We start from the raw sequence: 19,965 nt of genomic DNA on the forward strand, positions 1-19,965 counted from the left end.
AATATTATCCACATCATACTTACTTAACCATTATTCGATAATAGGAATGATAAGATCAGCATGATCCCCTTTAGGTCCTTTTATTGTGCTATAATTAACTTTCTGACCCGCTTTCAGTGTGCGGTAGCCTTCCATTCTTATTGATGAATAATGGGCAAAAATATCTTCGCCACCTGCGGCAGGGGTAATGAAACCAAAACCCTTAGCGTTGTTAAACCACTTAACTGTACCTGTCTCCATACTTAGCTTCTCTCATATACTTGTCTTTATTTACTTAACATTACTTTCAGTATATTTACTGAGCTGTTCATAAAACATACTCTAATTAATTGTTTCAATCGTCAAGGGGGAGATGAACAAGAAAATGTTCCGAGTAGGTGAAACTTTGATGTAGCTAACGCTTTGTTATTTATTTTGGTAGAAAAAGAGTTAATAAAAAACCGTTGATAGGCAGACTTTCCTATGAGATGGTAAACTGAATGTCATAGTGAGTCGTGACGTTTAACAAACCAATGAGTAACACATAACAATGGGTCAGTTTGATTTTTTAACAGAAACTACACTAGGGGAGAAGGTCTCTCAGTTAAATGAGCCACCTGCGATGTATAAGGTGATCTTGAATAATGATGATTACACCCCCATGGATTTTGTTGTAGAAGTATTAACAATGTATTTTTTTCTTAACGAAGAAAAAGCCACACAAATTATGTTGGACGTTCATCATAAAGGGAAGGGAGTGTGTGGTGTCTATAGTGCGGATATCGCTGAAACTAAAGTTGCACAAGTGAATCAATACGCCAGAGAGAATGGCCATCCACTTTTGTGTACACTGGAAAAAGCGTAGTCCGGTGAGTCTTTTAAGGAGGAGGTGCTTATGCTTAATCACGAATTAGAGCTTAGTCTTAACATTGCATTCGCGAAAGCCCGTGATAACAGACACGAATTTATGACTGTAGAGCACCTGTTGCTGGCGCTATTAAGTAACAAATCGGCGCGTGAAGCATTGGAAGCTTGTAAAGTCGATTTAGCAGTCTTACGCGAAGAGCTTGAAATCTTTATTCGTAAAACGACACCTATTTTACCCGAGCATGTCGATAGAGAAACACAGCCAACCTTGAGTTTCCAACGTGTATTACAACGTGCTGTGTTCCATGTGCAATCTTCAGGTAAAAATGAAGTTTCCGGTGCCAATGTGCTAGTGGCGATTTTTAGTGAGCAAGAGTCTCACGCCGCTTATCTACTACGTAAACATGATGTTAGCCGTCTTGATGTGGTTAATTTTATCTCTCATGGCATTTTAAAAGATGATCAACAAAACAGTGATGATCAGTCTGATATGGGCGATATAAATGCACAATCTCAACAAGAGATGCCACAAGGCGATGATCGCATGGATAATTTTACCACTAACTTAAACCAGTTGGCGCGTCAGGGTAAAATTGATCCACTTATCGGCCGTCAAGCGGAATTAGAAAGAACGATACAAGTCTTATGTCGTCGACGTAAAAATAACCCATTACTGGTCGGTGAATCGGGTGTCGGTAAAACGGCAATTGCAGAAGGGCTTGCATGGCGTATTGAACAAAATGATGTGCCTGATGTGATGAAAGGCTGTACGCTCTATTCCCTTGATATTGGATCTTTATTAGCAGGAACCAAATATCGTGGTGATTTCGAAAAACGCTTTAAAGCGTTATTGAAAACACTTGAAAAAGATGAAAAAAGTATCTTATTTATCGATGAAATTCATACCATCATTGGTGCTGGTGCCGCCTCTGGTGGACAAGTTGATGCCGCTAACTTAATTAAACCACTATTATCAAGTGGTCGTATTCGTGTGATTGGTTCAACCACTTATCAAGAATTTAGTCAGATCTTTGAAAAAGATCGCGCCTTGGCTCGTCGTTTCCAAAAAATTGATGTAATTGAGCCTTCGGCAGATGAAACCGTATTGATTATTAAGGGATTGCGTCAGAAGTATGAAGCACATCACGATGTGCGTTATACCAATAAGGCAATTCAGGCAGCTGTTGATTTATCGGTTAAATACATTACTGATAGACACCTTCCTGATAAAGCCATTGATGTTATTGATGAAGCCGGTGCGAAAACCCGTTTAATTGCACCAAGTAAACGTAAAAAGACGATTAATGTCTCTGATATTGAATCGGTAGTAGCAAAAATTGCCCGTATTCCAGAAAAAACGGTTTCTAGCAGTGATAAGTCAATGCTAAAAAATCTGGATAACCAATTAAAAATGTTGGTGTTCGGTCAAGATCAAGCTATTCATGCCTTGGCTGAATCTATCAAAATGAGCCGAGCAGGTTTAGGGCAAGAGAATAAGCCGGTTGGCTCTTTCTTATTCGCCGGACCAACTGGGGTGGGTAAAACAGAAGTAACGGTCCAGTTGGCGAAAGCGCTTAATATTAAGCTACTGCGCTTTGATATGTCTGAATATATGGAACGACATACGGTAAGCCGTTTAATAGGGGCACCTCCTGGTTATGTTGGTTTTGATCAAGGTGGATTACTCACAGATGCGGTGATTAAAAACCCTTATTCTGTAGTGTTACTTGATGAGATTGAAAAAGCACATCCTGATGTGTTTAACATTCTGCTACAAGTGATGGATAACGGAACACTTACTGATAATAATGGCCGTAAAGCTGATTTTCGTAATGTGATTTTGGTGATGACAACCAATGCGGGTGTTCATGAAACGCAACGTAAATCGATAGGGTTTACTGAACAAGATCATAGCACTGATGCCATGGTTGAAATCAAAAAAGCGTTTTCCCCAGAGTTTCGTAACCGTTTAGATGGCATTATTTGGTTTAATGCGCTATCAGCCGATATTATTGCTATGGTGGTCGATAAATTTATTGTCGAGTTACAAGCTCAATTGGATGATAAAGGGGTATCGCTAGAGGTAAGTCAAGAAGCTCGCCAATGGTTAAGTGATAAAGGTTACGATAAAGCAATGGGAGCAAGACCTATGGCTCGCGTAATTCAAGAAAATCTGAAAAAACCATTAGCCAATGAAATTCTGTTTGGCTCGTTAGTTAATGGCGGCTCGGTTTCTGTGACCTTAAATGACCAAGAAAATAAATTACAGTACCAATTTACTAGCCAAGAAAAATTGGCTAAAAAAGAAGATACCGTTATTTAATAATAGCGGTTTATCTTAGGCTAAAAAGCAGACACCACAGGTCAGCATCAATTCATGCTTTGCCTGTGGTGTTTTTTTTCACCCGAAATGATGATATTGCGGGAGAGAATGGATTGGGATCAACGGCTACGGAAGATGATACGGCCTTTGCTCAGGTCATATGGGGTCAGCTCAACGGTAACCTTGTCGCCTGTCAGGATACGAATATAGTTTTTACGCATTTTTCCTGAAATATGAGCGGTAACGACGTGTCCGTTTTCTAATTCTACACGGAACATCGTGTTTGGCAGAGTATCCAGTACAGTGCCTTGCATTTCAATGTTGTCTTCTTTGGCCATCTAATCCTCTAAGTTTTAATAACCATATTTTTTAAACGGCAAGATAATGCCGAAAATATTGTCCTATGTAAAGGAATGTTATTGGTTAACAAAGATGTTTGCTTTGCTAACAAGTTAATATTCCTTACCGTTACTTGTGTTTTAGTTGCTGAAAAACAAGGTTAATAACACAAGTCATAATTCTTTATTGTGCGGTATTTATTGCAAATAAAATAACAACATCCAAACCACACTTTGGATGTGCAAGATGAATTTTTGTATAGACCACAGCAGTGAAATTCTATTTAAAATCTGATGGGCTTTACAAAAACGAGTGGTGATTATAATTCCAACGATTGCTGATACCAACACTTTTTATCAATAATCACCTTTTTCCAACGAGATAGCGCCTCTAAATAGCGATCTCTGGCAATTTCTATCGCACCTAATGCTGCCGTATGAGAGTTTAACACTTGGCAATCAAATAGTTGACCCCCATAACGCAGAAAATGGTTATAAAAAGCAACAAAGGCACATTTAGAAGCATTATTTCGACGACTAAACATTGATTCACCGCAGAAAACGGCACCAACGTTAACCCCATATAAACCACCGACCAATTCGTCGCCCTCCCAAACTTCTACAGAATGGGCTTCTCCTTGTTGGTGCAATGCCCGATAGCCGTTTTTTATATCAGGGCCTATCCAAGTTCCCTCATCACGTACACTACAGGCCTCAATGACATCAGAGAATGCCTGATTTAAGGTGATGGTATAAGGCGCTTGGCGTAAAAACTTACGTAACGTACGACCAATATGCAATGTTCCTGCGGGTAAGACGGCTCGGGGATCGGGTGACCACCATAACGGCGTTTCATGGGGTGTATACCAAGGGAAAATCCCCGTTTGATAAGCCTCTTTCAAACGAGCAGGGGAAATATCGCCGCCAATTGCCAATAACCCACTTGGCTCTTTTAAAGCCAAATGGGGGGCAGGAAAAGTCACATCGTGTTCATCTAATTGAAACAACGGCATATTACGCCTCATCATGTGGCATTAACAATGCTTGTCTTTGATGAAATTTAGCATACTGACCTTGCTGTTGTAATAACTGACGATGCGTGCCGGTTTCGACAATATGACCGCCATCCATCACACAAATTTTATCCATTTTATCTAACCCAGAAAGTCGGTGGGTGATCATTAATACCGCTTTTCCTTGGCAATGTTGCTGTAATAGCGCGAGGATCTGTTGCTCTGTGTCTGCATCAAGACCTTCTGTTGGCTCATCAAGTAAAATAAGTGGTGCATTATGGAGTATGGCTCTTGCCAGCCCTAAACGTCGTTGTTCGCCTCCAGAAAGCTGTCTTCCACCATCACCCATCCATGCATTTAAACCTTCATCATTTTCGACCAGTTGTTCAAGACCCACTTGGCGGAGAACATGAGTAAGCTCTTCATCTGTCGCATCGTCTTTTGCCATAATTAAGTTCTCTCTTAAAGTATGGCTGAAAACATGCACACGTTGAGGTACAACAGACATCATTGAACGTAATGTCGCTTCATCATAATCAGCAAGAGGCAAATGATTTAAAGTGATCATACCCTGAGAGGGATCGAACGCGCGATTGACTAACTGTAAGAGTGTTGATTTACCACAACCTGTTTTACCGAGTAATGCCACATGTTGTCCCGCTTCAATGGTGAGATCAACATGATTGATCACAGGCATGGGTTGATTAGGATAGGTAAAGCAGACATCCCGTAGCGTTAATGAGGCGCTCTGTTTTATCTCTCCCCCTTGGGCTGGGAAGGTGACATCGGGTTGTTGCTCAATTAAATGTGTAATACGCGTAGCCGATGTCATGACTTGCCCTAAATGTTGAAATGCGACAGTCACAGGGCCGAGCGATTCAAATGCCGCTAATGCACAGAAAGTAAAGAGGGCGATGAGTGCTTCTGGCATAAAGTGGGCATCAATACCATCGGCAGCTAACCATAAAATCAGTGTGGCGGTTAATCCCGAGGCTAAAATCATTAGCGATTGAGATAAACCAGTTAAGTTAGCTTGTTGTGCTTGACGGCGCAGCCAGCGTGCTTCAAGTTGCGCTAAATTTTGTCTAAAGCGGGGAAGGGCGCCAAAAATTGTTAATTCAGCTTGCCCTTGTAACATACTGGTGAGTACGGTGCGATATTGCCCTCTTAGATCTGTGAGATCACGACCAATGGGCTTTCCGGCATAATAAAATACAAAAGGTAATACCACCAGCAGGGTGAGCATAATACCACCTAGCGTATTTGCTAAGCGAGCATCAATAAGCCCAAGCCCAAACATAATGGTCATGATAACCACAAAGGCGGCAATTATCGGTGAGATCACCCGAATATAAAGGTGATCTAAGGTTTCAACATCAGCCACTAAACGGTTAAGTAATTCACCTTGACGAAAACGGGCGATCCCCCCAGGAGAGAGCGGTAAAATTTTCTTAAAAGTGAAAACACGCAAGTGTGAGAGTACACGAAAGGTGGCATCATGACTGACAAGACGCTCAAAATAACGCCCCGCAGTACGAAATATTGCCGCACCTCGTACCCCAGCGGCGGGTAACATATAGTTAAAACTATAAATGCCCGCAAAACCCGCTAATGACGTGCCCGCTAAGAACCAGCCTGAAAGTGTTAAAAGGCCGATACTGGCTAACAATGTTAAAATTGCCAACAAAATACCCAGTAACAGCATAAACCAGTGACGACGGTATAACGCGAGAAAAGGAAGCAGTACTCTCATGATCAAAGTTCCTCTTTACGATGAGCAAGAAGACGAGCAAAGGCACCATGTTGTTGACTGAGTGACTGATAAGTCCCAGTTTCAATGACTTGCCCTTTTTCCATTACCCAAATCTGATCATATTCCATCGTTTCTTCTAATAAGTGGGTAATCAACAGCGTCGTTTGATGTAATGAAGCTTCATTAAGCGCTTGCATAACGCGCTGTTCACTGTGAGAGTCTAAACTTGCTGCTGGCTCATCTAATAATAAAAAGTGACAAGGTGATAACAGGGCGCGAGCTACCGCAATACGTTGGGCTTGACCAACAGAAAGACGGGCAGCATTATCACCAATAATGGTGTTTAAACCATCCGGTAATTCGTTAATAAAATCACTTACATAAGCTTTTTCAATAGCTTGATTTATCTTCGCTTCACTGGCGTTCGGATCACTTAAACGAATATTATCCAGCAGGGTTTGCTCTGGTAAGTTAGGGTTTTGTCCCACCCAGCTGATACATTGTCGCCATGCCTGTGGAGAGAGTTGAGTTAACTCAACACCATTGACGGTTAACGAGCCACGATAAGGTAAAAAACCTAACAATACATTAAGTAATGAGCTCTTGCCTGCGCCACTTTGCCCGACCAGTGCAATACGCTGTTTGGGATGAATGGTAAAGTTAAGAGGGCCTGCCAGTTTGGCTCCTTGATGTGACAAAATTTCTAATTGTTGGGCAACTATTTCAATACCTTGGTCGGTATTAATAGTTTGATTACCCGTAGGTTGGGGCTGTTCACCTTCGGCTTCTAAAAACTCAACCAAGGAGCCAGCTGCACCTACCGCCTGTGCTTTAGCATGATAATAGGTGCCTAAGTCGCGTAATGGTTGGAAAAACTCAGGGGCAAGGATCAGGGCTAAAAAACCAGAAAATAACGTCACGCCTAACCCATAATCACCAAAGCTCAATTCTCCAAGATAGGAAAAACCAAAATAGACCGCGACGACCGCAATGGATACGGCGGTAAAGAATTCTAATACGCCAGAAGAGAGAAATGCCATACGTAGCACTTCCATGGTTCGCTTACGAAAGTCTTCCGTTGCATCCGTTATCTGTTTTACTTCTGCATCACCACGGTTGAATAGGCGCAATGTATCCAAACCACGTAATCTATCAAGGAAGTTGCCACTTAAGCGACCTAAGGCAAGAAAATTACGCCGGTTAGCATCTGCTGCGCCTAAGCCAACTAACGCCATAAATAAAGGAATAAGAGGGGCTGTGACAAAAAGAATTAATCCTGCGGCCCAATTAATAGGAAAAATGGTAATAAGAATAAGCAAAGGTACAATAGAGGCGAGATACATTTGCGGTAGATAACGCGCATAGTAATCTTGCATATCTTCTATTTGTTCTAGAATAATCGTTGCCCAACTTCCTGCGGGCTTGCCTTTGACCCATACAGGGCCTAGCGCTTCAAGTCTATCAAGTACTATTTTGCGAATTTGCTGTCTGACCGCCATACCACAGCGATAGCCTACACGTTCGCGTATCGCCATCACGACAGCGCGTAAAATAAAGATGCTGATAAGGATAAGGAAAGTAGTCGTATGTGTATCACGACTTAGCCCATCCATAATGAACGCTTGTAGTAGAATGGCTAATAACCATGCTTGCGCAATAATTAATAAACCACTGACTACCCCTAAAATCATTGATAGCCGTAACCAACGGCGGGCTGGAGCACTTTGCTGTTTCAGCCATCGAACCAATTCATTTTGTTTAGTTTTATCCATGAGAAAAGATTCAAATCTGCAGGTGAGATACAAAGTATCAAAAACGCCAAGAATAATAATGATTACTCTTTAACGACCAAGCTAGTATGTTACATGGTAAAAGGCGCTACTGAAATAGCGCCTTGAAAGGAAGTGAGGATTTTAGTTAGATTTTAGTGCGTCTAAGTAACGTTCTGCATCTAAAGCAGCCATACAACCTGTACCAGCTGAGGTAATGGCTTGACGATAAATATGATCCATTACATCACCTGCGGCAAAAACACCTTCAATAGATGTTTGGGTAGCATTGCCTTGCGTACCGGATTGAACTTTAATGTAACCGTTATCTAAGGCTAATTGATCTTCAAAAATTGCCGTGTTAGGGCTATGACCAATAGCAATAAAGACGCCCATGACCTCTAGCTCTTCGGTTTTATCACTTTTCGTATCTTTTAAGCGCACTTTAGTGACACCCATATCATCACCTAACACTTCATCTAAGGTACGATCGGTATGCAAAATGATATTGCCACTGTTAACTTTGTCCATTAAACGGTCAATTAAGATTTTTTCAGAGCGGAATGAATCGCGGCGGTGGATTAGGTGCACTTCTGAGGCGATATTTGCTAAATACAGTGCTTCTTCTACGGCAGTATTACCGCCACCGACAACAGCAACTTTCTGGTTACGATAGAAAAAGCCATCACAGGTTGCACAGGCAGAAACACCACGGCCTTTAAATGCTTCTTCAGAAGGTAAACCGATATAACGTGCTGATGCCCCTGTTGCAATGATCAAGGCATCACAAGTATATTCTTGTTCATCACCAAATAGGCGGAAAGGTCGGTTTTTCAGATCGACTTTGTTGATATGGTCAGAGATAATCTCGGTATTAAATTTTTCAGCGTGCTGAAACATGCGATCCATTAAACCAGGACCAGTTAATCCTTCAGGGTCGCCAGGCCAGTTTTCAACTTCAGTTGTGGTAGTGAGCTGTCCTCCTTTTTCAACACCCGTAATCAGCACGGGTTCTAGGTTAGCTCGTGCTGCATAAACTGCTGCAGTATAGCCGGCAGGACCTGAACCTAAAATAATAAGTTTGCTATGTTTGATGGTGCTCATGGATACCTCATCTTTGATTAGGCTTGATGCGAATTGAGCGATTGTAGGAGAAATAAGACGTTAAAAAAAGCCAAGAAAGGGAAATAGCGATAATATTTTAACTATTTTAGCAATAGTTAATAGTAATATAGTTTAATAATTATAGAGTTATATTGCGTTAACATCATCGAATTAACCTGAAACATTTTGCTTTACAATTGCTGTTTATCTTGCATATATAGACAATAACATAGCGCCTTGTTCTGATTTTTGCTCATTTGCTTTGACAATCCGCTGTACATTTGCGAAAACATGACTGTAAAAGATAATTATCCTCAGACGTAATAGGTATTATTTTTTAGACAGACAGGGCATAGGATAGTGCTTTTGCAAGATGAATAGATAAGAATTTGGATAAAATGATTGTTTTATCTGGCATTAAATAAAAATAGATTGGTAGTTTGCTCTGACCGTTTGATACCGAGGTCTCAATATGATGCTGAAGGTGTACAGGTATGGGTATAGGAAAATAAAGTAAGAGAAAAAGAGAAAGAGAGTATAGAGATGATTGATAATAAAAAACGTCCGGGTAAAGATCTTGATAGAATAGACCGGAATATTCTAAATGAGCTTCAGAAAGATGGTCGTATCTCAAACGTTGAGCTGTCTAAACGCGTTGGTTTATCACCAACCCCATGTTTAGAGCGTGTACGCCGATTAGAACGCCAAGGATTTATTTCTGGTTATACTGCGCTATTAAACCCCCATTACCTAGATGCATCTCTGTTGGTATTTGTGGAAATCACATTAAACCGTGGTGCACCAGATGTCTTTGAACAATTTAATATGGCTGTTCAAAAACTTGAAGAGATCCAAGAATGTCATTTAGTTTCTGGTGACTTTGACTATCTGTTGAAAACTCGTGTACCTGATATGTCTGCTTATCGTAAATTATTAGGCGAAACGCTATTACGTCTTCCTGGTGTAAACGACACCCGCACTTATGTGGTGATGGAAGAAGTAAAACAAAGCAATCGCCTAGTGATTAAAACACGCTAAGCCTGCTAATAGGTTAGTGCAAAACAGGATAAAGTTAGGTACACTCCTGTTTATGTATACAGTTTCAACGCTGGGTTATCTCAGCGTTGTTCCGTTTAAACCTTAAGTGAAACCTGGAGAGCCCTCTTTGAGCCAGGAATATACAGAAGATAAAAATATTCGTTTTACTAAGATAAGTAACCGCCGTCGTATTTGGGAAGCCCTTCTTATTTTGATAGGCATTGGTGCTATCTTTTTAATGATTTCTTTACTGAGCTTCCATCCAGCCGATCCGAGTTGGTCACAAACCACGTGGAATGAACCTATTCAAAACTTAGGTGGCAATATTGGTGCATGGCTTGCTGATATCCTTTTTTCAGCATTTGGCTTGCTCGCTTATGCAATCCCTATTGTGGTGGTATTTGGTTGCTGGAATGCATTACGTCATCAAAAAAATCGTGAATACACAGATTTTTTCTCCCTTGCATTACGTACAATTGGTGCCTTGGCTCTGGTTCTTACATCTTGTGCGTTAGCTGATCTTAATTTTGATGATATCTACAATTTTAGCTCTGGTGGGGTGATTGGTAGCTTATTTAGCAAGGCATTGCTACCTTGGTTTAATATGCTAGGTGCAACACTGGCGCTACTATCAGTATGGGCGATAGGCTTTACGCTATTTACTGGCTGGTCATGGCTGACGATTACCGAAAAGATTGGTGCGGTTATCTTAGGTGCGGTTGCTTTTATTACTAATCGTGGTCAAAAAGATATTGATTATGATGATTATGAAGAACCCGCCGATCCTGCTCAGGCAGATCCTGAGGCGCTGGTGGATAACAACACCCAGCCAGAACATCAACTTTCTGCGCAAATAGAACCAGATAGTGATGATATTCTCTTTTCTGCACCTTCCGCCCTTGAGTTAGCGCGTCAGCAAGAAATGGCGATCACGCCACAACATGATGATATAACTGAAACTTCAGAAGTTGCTAGCGGATCTGCAACCCCAACGATTTCAGCCACAGAGACAGTTATCGCTGAGGCGCACGAGAGCAAAGAGCGGGCAGAGCATATTGTTGATAATCAACAACCGACGCATGCCACAACCCATGATGCAGAAGTAACACCGCCATCCATTATGGCTACTCATGACGCTAGCCCAGTCACTGAGCCTGAACCTGAACACTATCGCTTTGAAATACCATCGGCATTTCTTAAGCAACAAGCGCATTCCTCTGACTCTATGGCAGACAATGGTGTCGTGACAGAAGAAGTACCGACAACCATGCCATTGACGGAAAACAAACCTATTGAGACAAACGAAGCGCCAATTGTCTCGCAAAAAACAGCGGCGGATAATAGCGACCATAGTGCATCATTATTTACGCCATCTGCTACATCAGCTACATCAACAGATAGCAATTCAGCTTCATTAACTCAAACAGCCGCCGGTGTTGCCAGTGTGGCAACAGCAGCAATAGTCAGTCACGGTGCACAAGTTAAACAAGGATTAGGGCCTGAATTACCTCGACCAAATCCGGTACGATTACCAACGCGTCGAGAGCTTTATGGTATTCGTATCCCATCACAACGTGAGGCGGAATTACGCCGCCGTGAAGAAGCGCTTCAACAAGATCATGAAGACGATTTAGCGGATATACAAGAGCAGGCTAATTTCGAACAATCGTTACGTCAGCAATTTCTTGAGCAACAACGTGAGCGCTATGGTGAGGATACATCAGCAACACAAAATGTTGAGCCAACCATCACGATGTCATCAGCGACATCTAGCTCGCAGTCAACCTATGACGAGTCTGATAATCAACCTTTCATTGATACCCATACCTTTTCTGCGCAAGAAACAGGAGAGGAGAGTGATGAGTATGAACAACACCTCGCTGAGCAGTTTAAGCAACAACTGCAAGAACGCTACGGTGAGGATGTTTTACAGGATGAAGATGACGAGGTATTGCCATCAGTCACGACTGGAGCATCCGAAACGCCAGCCTCGGCACAAGGGTATCATCCCCATATTCAGCACTCTTTTGCGTCTCAATCTACCCCTGTTACTCAACAGACTGATAACAGCACTCTTTATCCTAACAGTGATGCATTCTTACAAGTATCACCTCGTGATGATGAAGAAGAGGAATACACACCGACTATCGAGTTACAAGAAAATCTTGATGCATTAGGCTCGTTATCACCGGTGGATGATTTGTTAGATGAAGAGCCTGCAGAGCCTGTTTTTACGCCGATGGTAACCCCTGCAGAGCCAGTATCTTCTGTATCTTCTGTAGGGCAAACACCTATTGAGCCTCAAGCACAGATGGCTCAACATTTTGCACAGCAACAGCAACAGCAACAGCAACAGCAACAGCAACAGCAACAGCAACAGCAACAGCAACAGCAACAGCAACAGCAACAGCAACAGCAACAGCAACAGTCATTAATTCATCCGTTATTAATGCGCAATGATAGGCCGTTACAAAAACCAACAACACCAATGCCATCACTTGACTTATTAACCTCTCCTCCTATGGATGATGAACCTGTTGATATGTTTGAGCTTGAGCGTATTGGTAAGTTAATTGAAGCGCGTTTAAATGACTACCGTGTTAAAGCAAAAGTGGTTGGTATTTCACCGGGCCCGGTGATCACCCGTTTTGAGCTAGAGCTAGCGCCTGGTGTAAAAGCTGCACGTATTTCAAATCTATCCCGCGACTTAGCACGTTCACTTTCCACGACGGCAGTGCGTATTGTTGAAGTTATACCGGGCAAACCTTATGTTGGGCTTGAGTTACCAAACAAAAAACGCCAAACCGTCTATATGCGTGAACTATTAGATAGTGATGCATTCCGTGACAGTCGTTCACCATTAACTGTGGTATTAGGGAAAGATATCGGTGGGCAACCTGTGGTTGCTAACTTGGCTAAAATGCCTCACTTACTGGTTGCAGGTACTACAGGTTCGGGTAAATCTGTTGGGGTGAATGCGATGATCATCAGCATTCTCTATAAAGCGAAGCCAGAAGATGTACGCTTTATTATGATTGACCCGAAAATGTTGGAATTATCGGTTTATGAAGGTATTCCGCATCTGTTAACCGAAGTGGTGACAGATATGAAAGATGCTGCGAGTGCTTTGCGCTGGAGTGTCGCAGAAATGGAACGCCGTTATAAATTAATGTCCGCATTAGGGGTACGTAACCTTGCGGGCTATAACGAAAAAATTAAAGAAGCGGAAGCCATGGGGCGTCCAATTCCAGATCCACTATGGAAACCTTCTGACAGCATGGCACCTGAGTTGCCTATGTTAGAAAAAGAGCCTTATATTGTTGTCATCGTCGATGAGTTTGCTGATCTAATGATGACCGCGGGTAAAAAAGTGGAAGAATTAATTGCTCGCTTAGCACAGAAAGCACGTGCGGCGGGAATTCACTTAGTATTAGCCACTCAGCGCCCTTCAGTGGATATTATTACTGGTTTAATTAAAGCGAATATTCCAAGTCGCATCGCATTTACCGTATCGAGTAAAATCGACTCGCGCACTATTTTAGACCAAGGTGGTGCCGAATCCTTGTTAGGTATGGGTGATATGCTTTATGCCCCTAATGGCTATATGCCAGAGCGTGTACATGGTGCATTTGTCAGCGATGATGAAGTACATGCGGTTGCAACAGACTGGAAAGCACGTGGCCGACCTCAATATATTGAAGCCATTACCAAATGTGGTGAAGAAGGCGAAGGTGGCAATGGTGGTGGTTATGATGATGGTGAAGAGCTTGATCCGCTATTTGATCAGGCCGTAGAATTTGTGGTTGAAAAACAGCGAGTCTCTATTTCGGGTGTACAGCGTCAATTTAGAATTGGCTATAACCGTGCAGCCAGAATTGTTGAACAGATGGAGATGCAGGGTATTGTCAGTGCACCTAATCACAATAATACGCGTGATGTATTATCACCACCGCCAGCAGAAATGTAATATCTTGAAAACAGAGTTATCAGCGCTTAAATCAGCATGATAATCTAATAAATATCACTATAACTTATACGCCGACATGATGTCGGCGTAATCTCAGTCAGAGGCGTGTTGAATGAAAAAAGTATTACTCACAGTCTGTGCTATCGCGTTGTTTGGTAGCCAAGCCGCTTGGGCGGATGCTCGTCAAGACTTACAACAACGTCTTAATAAAGTGAATAGCTTTCAGGCTAACTTTAGTCAAACGGTGACCAGTAACGAAGGTGCGTTAATTCAAAAAGGGGAAGGACATTTAAAAGTACAGCGTCCTGATCTGTTTAATTGGCAAATGACGGCACCGGATGAGAGCACACTAATTTCTGATGGTAAAACATTGTGGTTTTATAACCCATTTGTCGAACAAGTGACGGCAACTTGGTTAGAGAGTGCCACAACGAATACCCCTTTTATGTTGATTGCGCGTAATGATAGTAAAGAATGGCAAAATTACGATGTTAAGCAAAATGGTGATCGCTTTGAATTAACCCCTAAAACAGAGAACAATTTAAAGCACTTTTCTATTACCGTTTCACCTAATGGTCAAATCCAACAATTTGCGGCTACAGAGCAAGATGGGCAAGTCAGCCAATACCAATTAACGGCACAAAAGGTCGCCCCCATTGATGCATCAGCGTTCCGCTTTACACCACCCGCGGGTGTGACGGTGGATGACCAACGCTAGTGAGGCTATTTTGAGTAATTTATCACTCGACTTTTCACAAAATGAATTTCAACCTCTGGCCGCGAGAATGCGGCCTGAAACATTAGAACAGTATATTGGGCAGAAGCATCTACTCGCTGAAGGTAAACCGCTACCACGGGCGATAAAAGCAGGCCAATTGCATTCAATGATCTTATGGGGACCTCCGGGTACAGGAAAAACCACATTAGCTGAAATTATCGGGCGCTATGCCCAAGCGGATATAGAAAGACTTTCTGCGGTGACGTCAGGGATCAAAGAGATCAGGGCCGCCATTGACATAGCGCACCAAAATAGAAATGCGGGGCGTAGAACCATCCTATTTGTTGATGAAGTTCATCGTTTTAATAAAAGCCAACAAGACGCTTTTTTGCCACATATTGAAGATGGCACTATCACCTTTATTGGTGCAACAACGGAAAACCCTTCTTTTGAATTAAATTCGGCACTGCTATCACGTGCACGAGTTTACCTGCTACGCTCATTGACAGAAACAGACATTGAACAGGTATTACAGCAAGCATTAGATGATACTGAACGTGGTTTAGGTGGGCGTAATATTATTTTACCTGATAATACACGCAAAATGATTGCTGAATTAGTCAATGGTGATGCGCGCCGTTCACTCAACCTGCTTGAAATGATGGCTGATATGGCAGAAGTCGATAGCCAAGGCAAACGAACGCTAACAGCGGAATTACTAAAAGAAATTAGTGGTGAACGTAGCGCCCGTTTTGATAATAAAGGTGATCGATTTTACGATCTTATCTCTGCCTTGCATAAATCAGTACGTGGCTCGGCACCTGATGCAGCACTTTATTGGTATGCTCGTATCATCACTGCGGGGGGAGATCCACTGTATGTTGCTCGTCGCTTACTGGCTATTGCTTCAGAAGATGTCGGTAATGCAGATCCTCGAGCTATGCAAGTTGCCATCGCTGCATGGGATTGCTTTACGCGGGTAGGCCCTGCAGAAGGTGAACGTGCGATAGCACAAGCGATTGTTTATCTTGCTTGTGCGCCGAAAAGTAATGCCGTGTATACCGCTTATAAAGCCGCACTGGCAGATGCGAAAAGTAAACCTGATTATGATGTACCTGCACATTTACGTAACGCGCCAACGCAATTAATGAAAGAGATGGGCTTAGGTGCAGAGTATCGCTATGCTCATGATGAACCTAATGCTTATGCGGCAGGAGAGGTCTATTTTCCTGCTGAAATGGCACAAACGCGTTATTATCACCCTGTTAATCGAGGGTTAGAGATCAAGCTTGCTGAGAAATTAGACTGGCTTTCTCAGCAAGATCAAAATAGTGTGACAAAACGCTATCGCAAATTGTAAAGATGCGGTAAGGTTATTCAATCATTAGTAATTTTTTTAACTACCCCTTATCTCAGGTATCTTCGCGATAGGTAAACAAGAGAATGATAGGAGATAAGGTTTTTATTAATCTATCAATAAGCACAGGATAAGCATGCTCGATCCAAATCTACTGCGTAATGAGCTAGACGCGGTCGCCGAAAAACTGGCTCGCAGGGGGTTTACCCTCGATGTGGAAAAAATTCGTCAACAAGAAGAACGCCGTAAGGTGTTACAGGTTGAAACAGAATCCCTGCAAGCAGAACGTAATTCCCGATCGAAGTCTATTGGTGCTGCTAAAGCGCGTGGTGAAGATATTGAGCCACTTCGTCAGGAAGTTAACCAATTAGGTGAAAAACTTGAAGCGGCAAAAGCGGAATTAGATAAACTGCAAGCCGACATTCGTGACTATGCGTTAACTTTACCGAATCTGCCTCATGACTCTGTGCCTAATGGTAAAGATGACAGCGAGAACGTTGAAGTATTTCGCTGGGGTGAACCAAAGACTTATGACTTTGAATTAAAAGATCACGTTACTCTAGGTGAACTCACAGATGGTTTAGATTTCCCATCTGCCGTGAAAATCACCGGTTCACGTTTTGTTGTGATGAAAGGTCAAATTGCACGTTTACATCGCGCGATCGCCCAGTTCATGCTGAACTTGCATACAGAACAACATGGCTATCAAGAAATGTATGTGCCTTATTTAGTTAACCATGCCACTTTATATGGCACAGGACAGTTACCTAAATTCAGTGGTGATTTATTCCATACCAAACCACTTGAAGAAGAGTCTGAAAGCCAATATGCGCTGATCCCAACAGCAGAAGTACCTGTTACCAATATGGTTAGAGACGTTATTCTCGAAGAAGACGAACTACCATTGCGAATGACTGCACATACGCCATGTTTCCGCTCAGAAGCGGGCTCTTATGGCCGTGATACACGTGGTCTGATCCGTATGCACCAATTTGATAAAGTAGAGTTAGTACAAATTGTACATCCTGAAAAATCAATGGATGCATTAGAAGAGCTAACTGGCCATGCAGAGAAAGTGTTGCAATTGCTCAATCTGCCTTACCGTAAAGTGGTACTTTGTACAGGTGATATGGGCTTTGGTGCACGTAAAACCTATGACTTAGAAGTGTGGGTACCGGCACAAAATACCTACCGTGAAATTTCTTCATGCTCTAACTGCTGGGATTTCCAAGCACGCCGTATGCAAGCACGTTTCCGTGCTAAAGGTGACAAGAAAACTCAACTTGTGCACACTTTAAATGGTTCAGGTTTAGCTGTAGGGCGTACTTTAGTCGCCATTATGGAAAACTATCAAACCGCTGATGGTCGTATTGAAATTCCAGAAGTTTTACGTCCTTATATGAATGGCCTTGAGTATATTGGTTAATAAAAACCTAATTACTCAGTGGTTATAATATTAAAACCCCCTATTAAACAGGGGGTTTTTTAATGGTATAAAGAGCATCAAAAGACTAGTGGTGGTAATTTCTATTAACCTTTTAACCTGAGTATAATTTTATTAATGTTTTATATTCTGGCTATATACTAGCTTCAGTATCTAATACTTCAATGAGGTTGAGATAAGTAAGGCAACAAAGAGAAGAATACTTCTATTTTTCTTTCATTTGTCATATCAACAAAATCGTCCATTGCAATTTCTATAAAATCAATGGTGTTATTATCAATAGTGAATTTATACATTAAATGGCCACTCCAACTGCGATGAACATAGACACAGTTTTCTATACTATATGAAAGCCATTTATCTTCCATACATGCAGGTAACCAGCCGTTTAGTATATTTTTTTTAGCATCTTCAGTTAGGGAATAATTAATATGATGAATCAATGGTGTTTTTTCAAAATACTTTAGGTTCTTTAACATTTCTTTATTTATCATTCTTTATTCCACAAATAATAATTGTTATTACAGACTACCTAAATGGACTTAAATGATCAAAAGAAACATATCATTTTTTCTCTTTGATACAGATGAAGGGTGACATTATTAATAAATAATAGCAGGTGGGTTTTTACTGATGATTTTTTAATAAAAGAGCGTTTTATTGCTCTTAATATTATTTAATAACAGTTATCAGGTGCAGAAAAAACAGATGATTATTAAAAAATTCTTACTAAAATAAGTGAGATTAAATAAAAATATAATGCAATTCGCTATTGGTTAAACTGATCACAGCAGATCATCTCTATACTGCTACATTAAAATTATCGCTCAAGTTAATTTCAATTATCTTATGACGTTTCTATTTATTTAGAACCCTACTAAAGAGCCTATTGTATGATAATTTCTAAACAGCAGTTACACCAATTAATCAAAAATAAGTTACATAATGCAGGACTGAATGAAAACCATGCAGACATTGTTGCCGATGTATTAGTTCATGCTGATGTGAAAGGAATTCATTCCCATGGTGCTGTACGTGTGGAATATTATGCTGAGCGCATTAGTAAGGGAGGAACAAATACGCATCCTAAGTTTACTTATCAAGAGACAGGACCTTGTAGTGCGATTTTTGATGGTGATAATGGTGCTGGACATGTTGCTGCTAAGCAGGCCATGGAGCACGCGATTAATATGGCACAAGAGAAAGGCATTGCTGTTGTTGGGGTTAGACGTATTGGTCATAGTGGGGCGTTATCCTACTTTGTAGAACAAGCCTCTGCATCTGGAATGATTGGTATTTCACTTTGCCAATCGGATCCTATGGTAGTGCCATTTGGTGGCTCTGAAGTTTATTATGGCACTAATCCTATCGCTTTTTCAGCCCCGAGTGCAGATGATAAACCTATTACCTTTGATATGGCGACGACGGTGCAGGCATGGGGTAAAATTCTCGATGCGCGAGCTAAACATAGTGCCATTCCTGACACATGGGCGGTAGATGAAGCGGGCAAACCAACCTGTGATCCCTTTGCAGTAAAAGGTTTATTACCTATTGCGGGGCCAAAAGGCTATGGCTTGATGATGATGGTCGATGTATTGTCCGGTATTTTATTAGGATTACCCTTTGGTAAACATGTTAGCTCTATGTATCATGATTTGACACAAGGTCGTGAATTAGGCCAGCTCCACATTGTGATTAATCCAGCCTTCTTCACTGATGCTGATTTATTTAAAAAACACATTTCTCAAGTAATGGCTGAGTTAAAGAGTATTAAGCCTGCAGTCGGTTTTGAACAGGTATTATATCCTGGGGAAAATAGTCAGCTTGCAGCGCAGCGAAGCGAAAAAGAGGGGATAGAAATCGTTGACGAAATTTATCATTACTTAAATTCTGATGTATTATTTAATCAATCTTATGATAATAAAAACCCATTTGCCAGCTAAGTTATATTAATAAAAAAACAGCCATCCATTAATTAGGTGGCTGTTTTTGGGTTATCCAAAATTATAAAATATTTAACTGACTAATTTACCGATATTCGATTCTGCGGTTTTATTTAAAGAAACTTTATTCCCACCATCACCATTATTGTCATTGTTATCAGTATGGTTATTAGTCATATTACCCATATTTTTCTGATAGAAAATATGGCGATATGATCCATACATTGCAGTAAAAGAGAGTGGAATAGTGATAAATAAGCCTAATCCAAATGGGATAATACTCAAGCCAATAATGATGCTTAACAGCACAAAGAATAGAAAGCCACCAAATAAGTTGTTTTTAACCGCCATA

Annotated in this window: 15 protein-coding genes and 1 pseudogene; 8 read left to right on the forward strand and 8 right to left on the reverse strand. The window is 41.4% G+C overall.

Features of this window, described 5'->3' with window-relative positions:
- Positions 1-30: 30 nt before the first annotated feature.
- On the reverse strand, positions 31-240 hold the full coding sequence (gene cspD / locus AACQ49_RS17050; RefSeq protein ID WP_004244557.1) for a cold shock domain-containing protein CspD: 210 nt from the start codon (positions 238-240) through the stop codon (positions 31-33).
- Between the two features lie 289 nt (positions 241-529).
- Here cspD and clpS point away from each other — a divergent pair, with 289 nt between their 5' ends.
- Positions 530-844, forward strand: coding sequence for an ATP-dependent Clp protease adapter ClpS (gene clpS / locus AACQ49_RS17055; protein ID WP_004244558.1), 315 nt, complete (start codon positions 530-532; stop codon positions 842-844).
- Between the two features lie 30 nt (positions 845-874).
- A complete protein-coding gene (gene clpA, locus AACQ49_RS17060; RefSeq protein ID WP_004244559.1) occupies positions 875-3,169 on the forward strand; it encodes an ATP-dependent Clp protease ATP-binding subunit ClpA in 2,295 nt (764 codons plus the stop codon).
- Positions 3,170-3,288: 119 nt separating this feature from the next.
- On the opposite strand, the gene infA is transcribed toward clpA, so the two are convergent.
- From infA to trxB, 5 genes are all read right to left on the reverse strand, one after another.
- Entirely contained in the window at positions 3,289-3,507 is a 219-nt protein-coding gene (gene infA, locus AACQ49_RS17065) for a translation initiation factor IF-1 (protein ID WP_004244560.1), read from the reverse strand.
- A 320-nt stretch (positions 3,508-3,827) separates the two neighbouring features.
- Positions 3,828-4,520 (reverse strand): leucyl/phenylalanyl-tRNA--protein transferase, encoded by a 693-nt coding sequence (gene aat, locus AACQ49_RS17070; RefSeq protein WP_049203584.1) that lies wholly within the window; start codon positions 4,518-4,520, stop codon positions 3,828-3,830.
- Position 4,521: 1 nt separating this feature from the next.
- Positions 4,522-6,273: a heme ABC transporter ATP-binding protein/permease CydC gene (gene cydC, locus AACQ49_RS17075; protein ID WP_112843271.1), complete on the reverse strand. Its 1,752-nt coding sequence runs from the start codon at positions 6,271-6,273 to the stop codon at positions 4,522-4,524.
- A gap of 2 nt (positions 6,274-6,275) precedes the next feature.
- Positions 6,276-8,045 carry a heme ABC transporter permease/ATP-binding protein CydD gene (gene cydD, locus AACQ49_RS17080; RefSeq protein ID WP_036908219.1) on the reverse strand — a complete coding sequence of 590 codons (1,770 nt, stop codon included), beginning with the start codon at positions 8,043-8,045 and terminating at the stop codon, positions 6,276-6,278.
- Positions 8,046-8,186: 141 nt separating this feature from the next.
- Positions 8,187-9,146, reverse strand: a complete 960-nt coding sequence (gene trxB, locus AACQ49_RS17085; protein ID WP_004252032.1) for a thioredoxin-disulfide reductase — start codon at positions 9,144-9,146, stop codon at positions 8,187-8,189.
- Between the two features lie 543 nt (positions 9,147-9,689).
- Here trxB and lrp point away from each other — a divergent pair.
- The 5 genes from lrp (at position 9,690) to serS (ending at position 17,652) form a co-directional block, all read left to right on the forward strand.
- Positions 9,690-10,184 carry a leucine-responsive transcriptional regulator Lrp gene (gene lrp / locus AACQ49_RS17090; RefSeq protein WP_004244566.1) on the forward strand — a complete coding sequence of 165 codons (495 nt, stop codon included), beginning with the start codon at positions 9,690-9,692 and terminating at the stop codon, positions 10,182-10,184.
- Between the two features lie 127 nt (positions 10,185-10,311).
- Complete coding sequence (locus AACQ49_RS17095; protein WP_161779185.1) at positions 10,312-14,151, forward strand: DNA translocase FtsK 4TM domain-containing protein; 3,840 nt, start codon at positions 10,312-10,314, stop codon at positions 14,149-14,151.
- A 112-nt stretch (positions 14,152-14,263) separates the two neighbouring features.
- Positions 14,264-14,869: an outer membrane lipoprotein chaperone LolA gene (gene lolA / locus AACQ49_RS17100; protein ID WP_004244569.1), complete on the forward strand. Its 606-nt coding sequence runs from the start codon at positions 14,264-14,266 to the stop codon at positions 14,867-14,869.
- Positions 14,870-14,879: 10 nt separating this feature from the next.
- Positions 14,880-16,229: a replication-associated recombination protein A gene (locus AACQ49_RS17105; RefSeq protein WP_012367706.1), complete on the forward strand. Its 1,350-nt coding sequence runs from the start codon at positions 14,880-14,882 to the stop codon at positions 16,227-16,229.
- 133 nt (positions 16,230-16,362) lie between these two features.
- Complete coding sequence (gene serS, locus AACQ49_RS17110; protein WP_004244571.1) at positions 16,363-17,652, forward strand: serine--tRNA ligase; 1,290 nt, start codon at positions 16,363-16,365, stop codon at positions 17,650-17,652.
- A gap of 179 nt (positions 17,653-17,831) precedes the next feature.
- Here the strand turns inward: serS and AACQ49_RS17115 are convergent, their stop codons facing one another.
- Positions 17,832-18,164, reverse strand: a complete 333-nt coding sequence (locus AACQ49_RS17115) for a hypothetical protein (RefSeq protein ID WP_004244572.1) — start codon at positions 18,162-18,164, stop codon at positions 17,832-17,834.
- A gap of 399 nt (positions 18,165-18,563) precedes the next feature.
- Between AACQ49_RS17115 and allD the strand changes: the two genes are divergently transcribed.
- Positions 18,564-19,613: an ureidoglycolate dehydrogenase gene (allD, locus tag AACQ49_RS17120; protein WP_036971363.1), complete on the forward strand. Its 1,050-nt coding sequence runs from the start codon at positions 18,564-18,566 to the stop codon at positions 19,611-19,613.
- 72 nt (positions 19,614-19,685) lie between these two features.
- On the opposite strand, the pseudogene AACQ49_RS17125 reads toward allD, so the two are convergent.
- Positions 19,686-19,965: pseudogene (locus tag AACQ49_RS17125) on the reverse strand (BPSS1780 family membrane protein); the annotation flags it as partial.

Origin of the sequence: Proteus sp. G2675 (genome assembly GCF_963886535.1) — a bacterium.
Lineage (GTDB): Bacteria > Pseudomonadota > Gammaproteobacteria > Enterobacterales > Enterobacteriaceae > Proteus > Proteus mirabilis.

What these genes read in the sequence shown, in the direction of transcription:
- cydD (WP_036908219.1), bottom strand. Translation starts at nt 8,045, where the DNA reads ATGGATAAAACTAAACAAAATGAATTGGTTCGATGGCTGAAACAGCAA.
- allD (WP_036971363.1), top strand. Translation starts at nt 18,564, where the DNA reads ATGATAATTTCTAAACAGCAGTTACACCAATTAATCAAAAATAAGTTA.
- serS (WP_004244571.1), top strand. Translation starts at nt 16,363, where the DNA reads ATGCTCGATCCAAATCTACTGCGTAATGAGCTAGACGCGGTCGCCGAA.
- trxB (WP_004252032.1), bottom strand. Translation starts at nt 9,146, where the DNA reads ATGAGCACCATCAAACATAGCAAACTTATTATTTTAGGTTCAGGTCCT.
- AACQ49_RS17115 (WP_004244572.1), bottom strand. Translation starts at nt 18,164, where the DNA reads ATGATAAATAAAGAAATGTTAAAGAACCTAAAGTATTTTGAAAAAACA.
- lolA (WP_004244569.1), top strand. Translation starts at nt 14,264, where the DNA reads ATGAAAAAAGTATTACTCACAGTCTGTGCTATCGCGTTGTTTGGTAGC.
- lrp (WP_004244566.1), top strand. Translation starts at nt 9,690, where the DNA reads ATGATTGATAATAAAAAACGTCCGGGTAAAGATCTTGATAGAATAGAC.
- infA (WP_004244560.1), bottom strand. Translation starts at nt 3,507, where the DNA reads ATGGCCAAAGAAGACAACATTGAAATGCAAGGCACTGTACTGGATACT.
- cspD (WP_004244557.1), bottom strand. Translation starts at nt 240, where the DNA reads ATGGAGACAGGTACAGTTAAGTGGTTTAACAACGCTAAGGGTTTTGGT.
- clpS (WP_004244558.1), top strand. Translation starts at nt 530, where the DNA reads ATGGGTCAGTTTGATTTTTTAACAGAAACTACACTAGGGGAGAAGGTC.
- clpA (WP_004244559.1), top strand. Translation starts at nt 875, where the DNA reads ATGCTTAATCACGAATTAGAGCTTAGTCTTAACATTGCATTCGCGAAA.
- aat (WP_049203584.1), bottom strand. Translation starts at nt 4,520, where the DNA reads ATGCCGTTGTTTCAATTAGATGAACACGATGTGACTTTTCCTGCCCCC.
- cydC (WP_112843271.1), bottom strand. Translation starts at nt 6,273, where the DNA reads ATGAGAGTACTGCTTCCTTTTCTCGCGTTATACCGTCGTCACTGGTTT.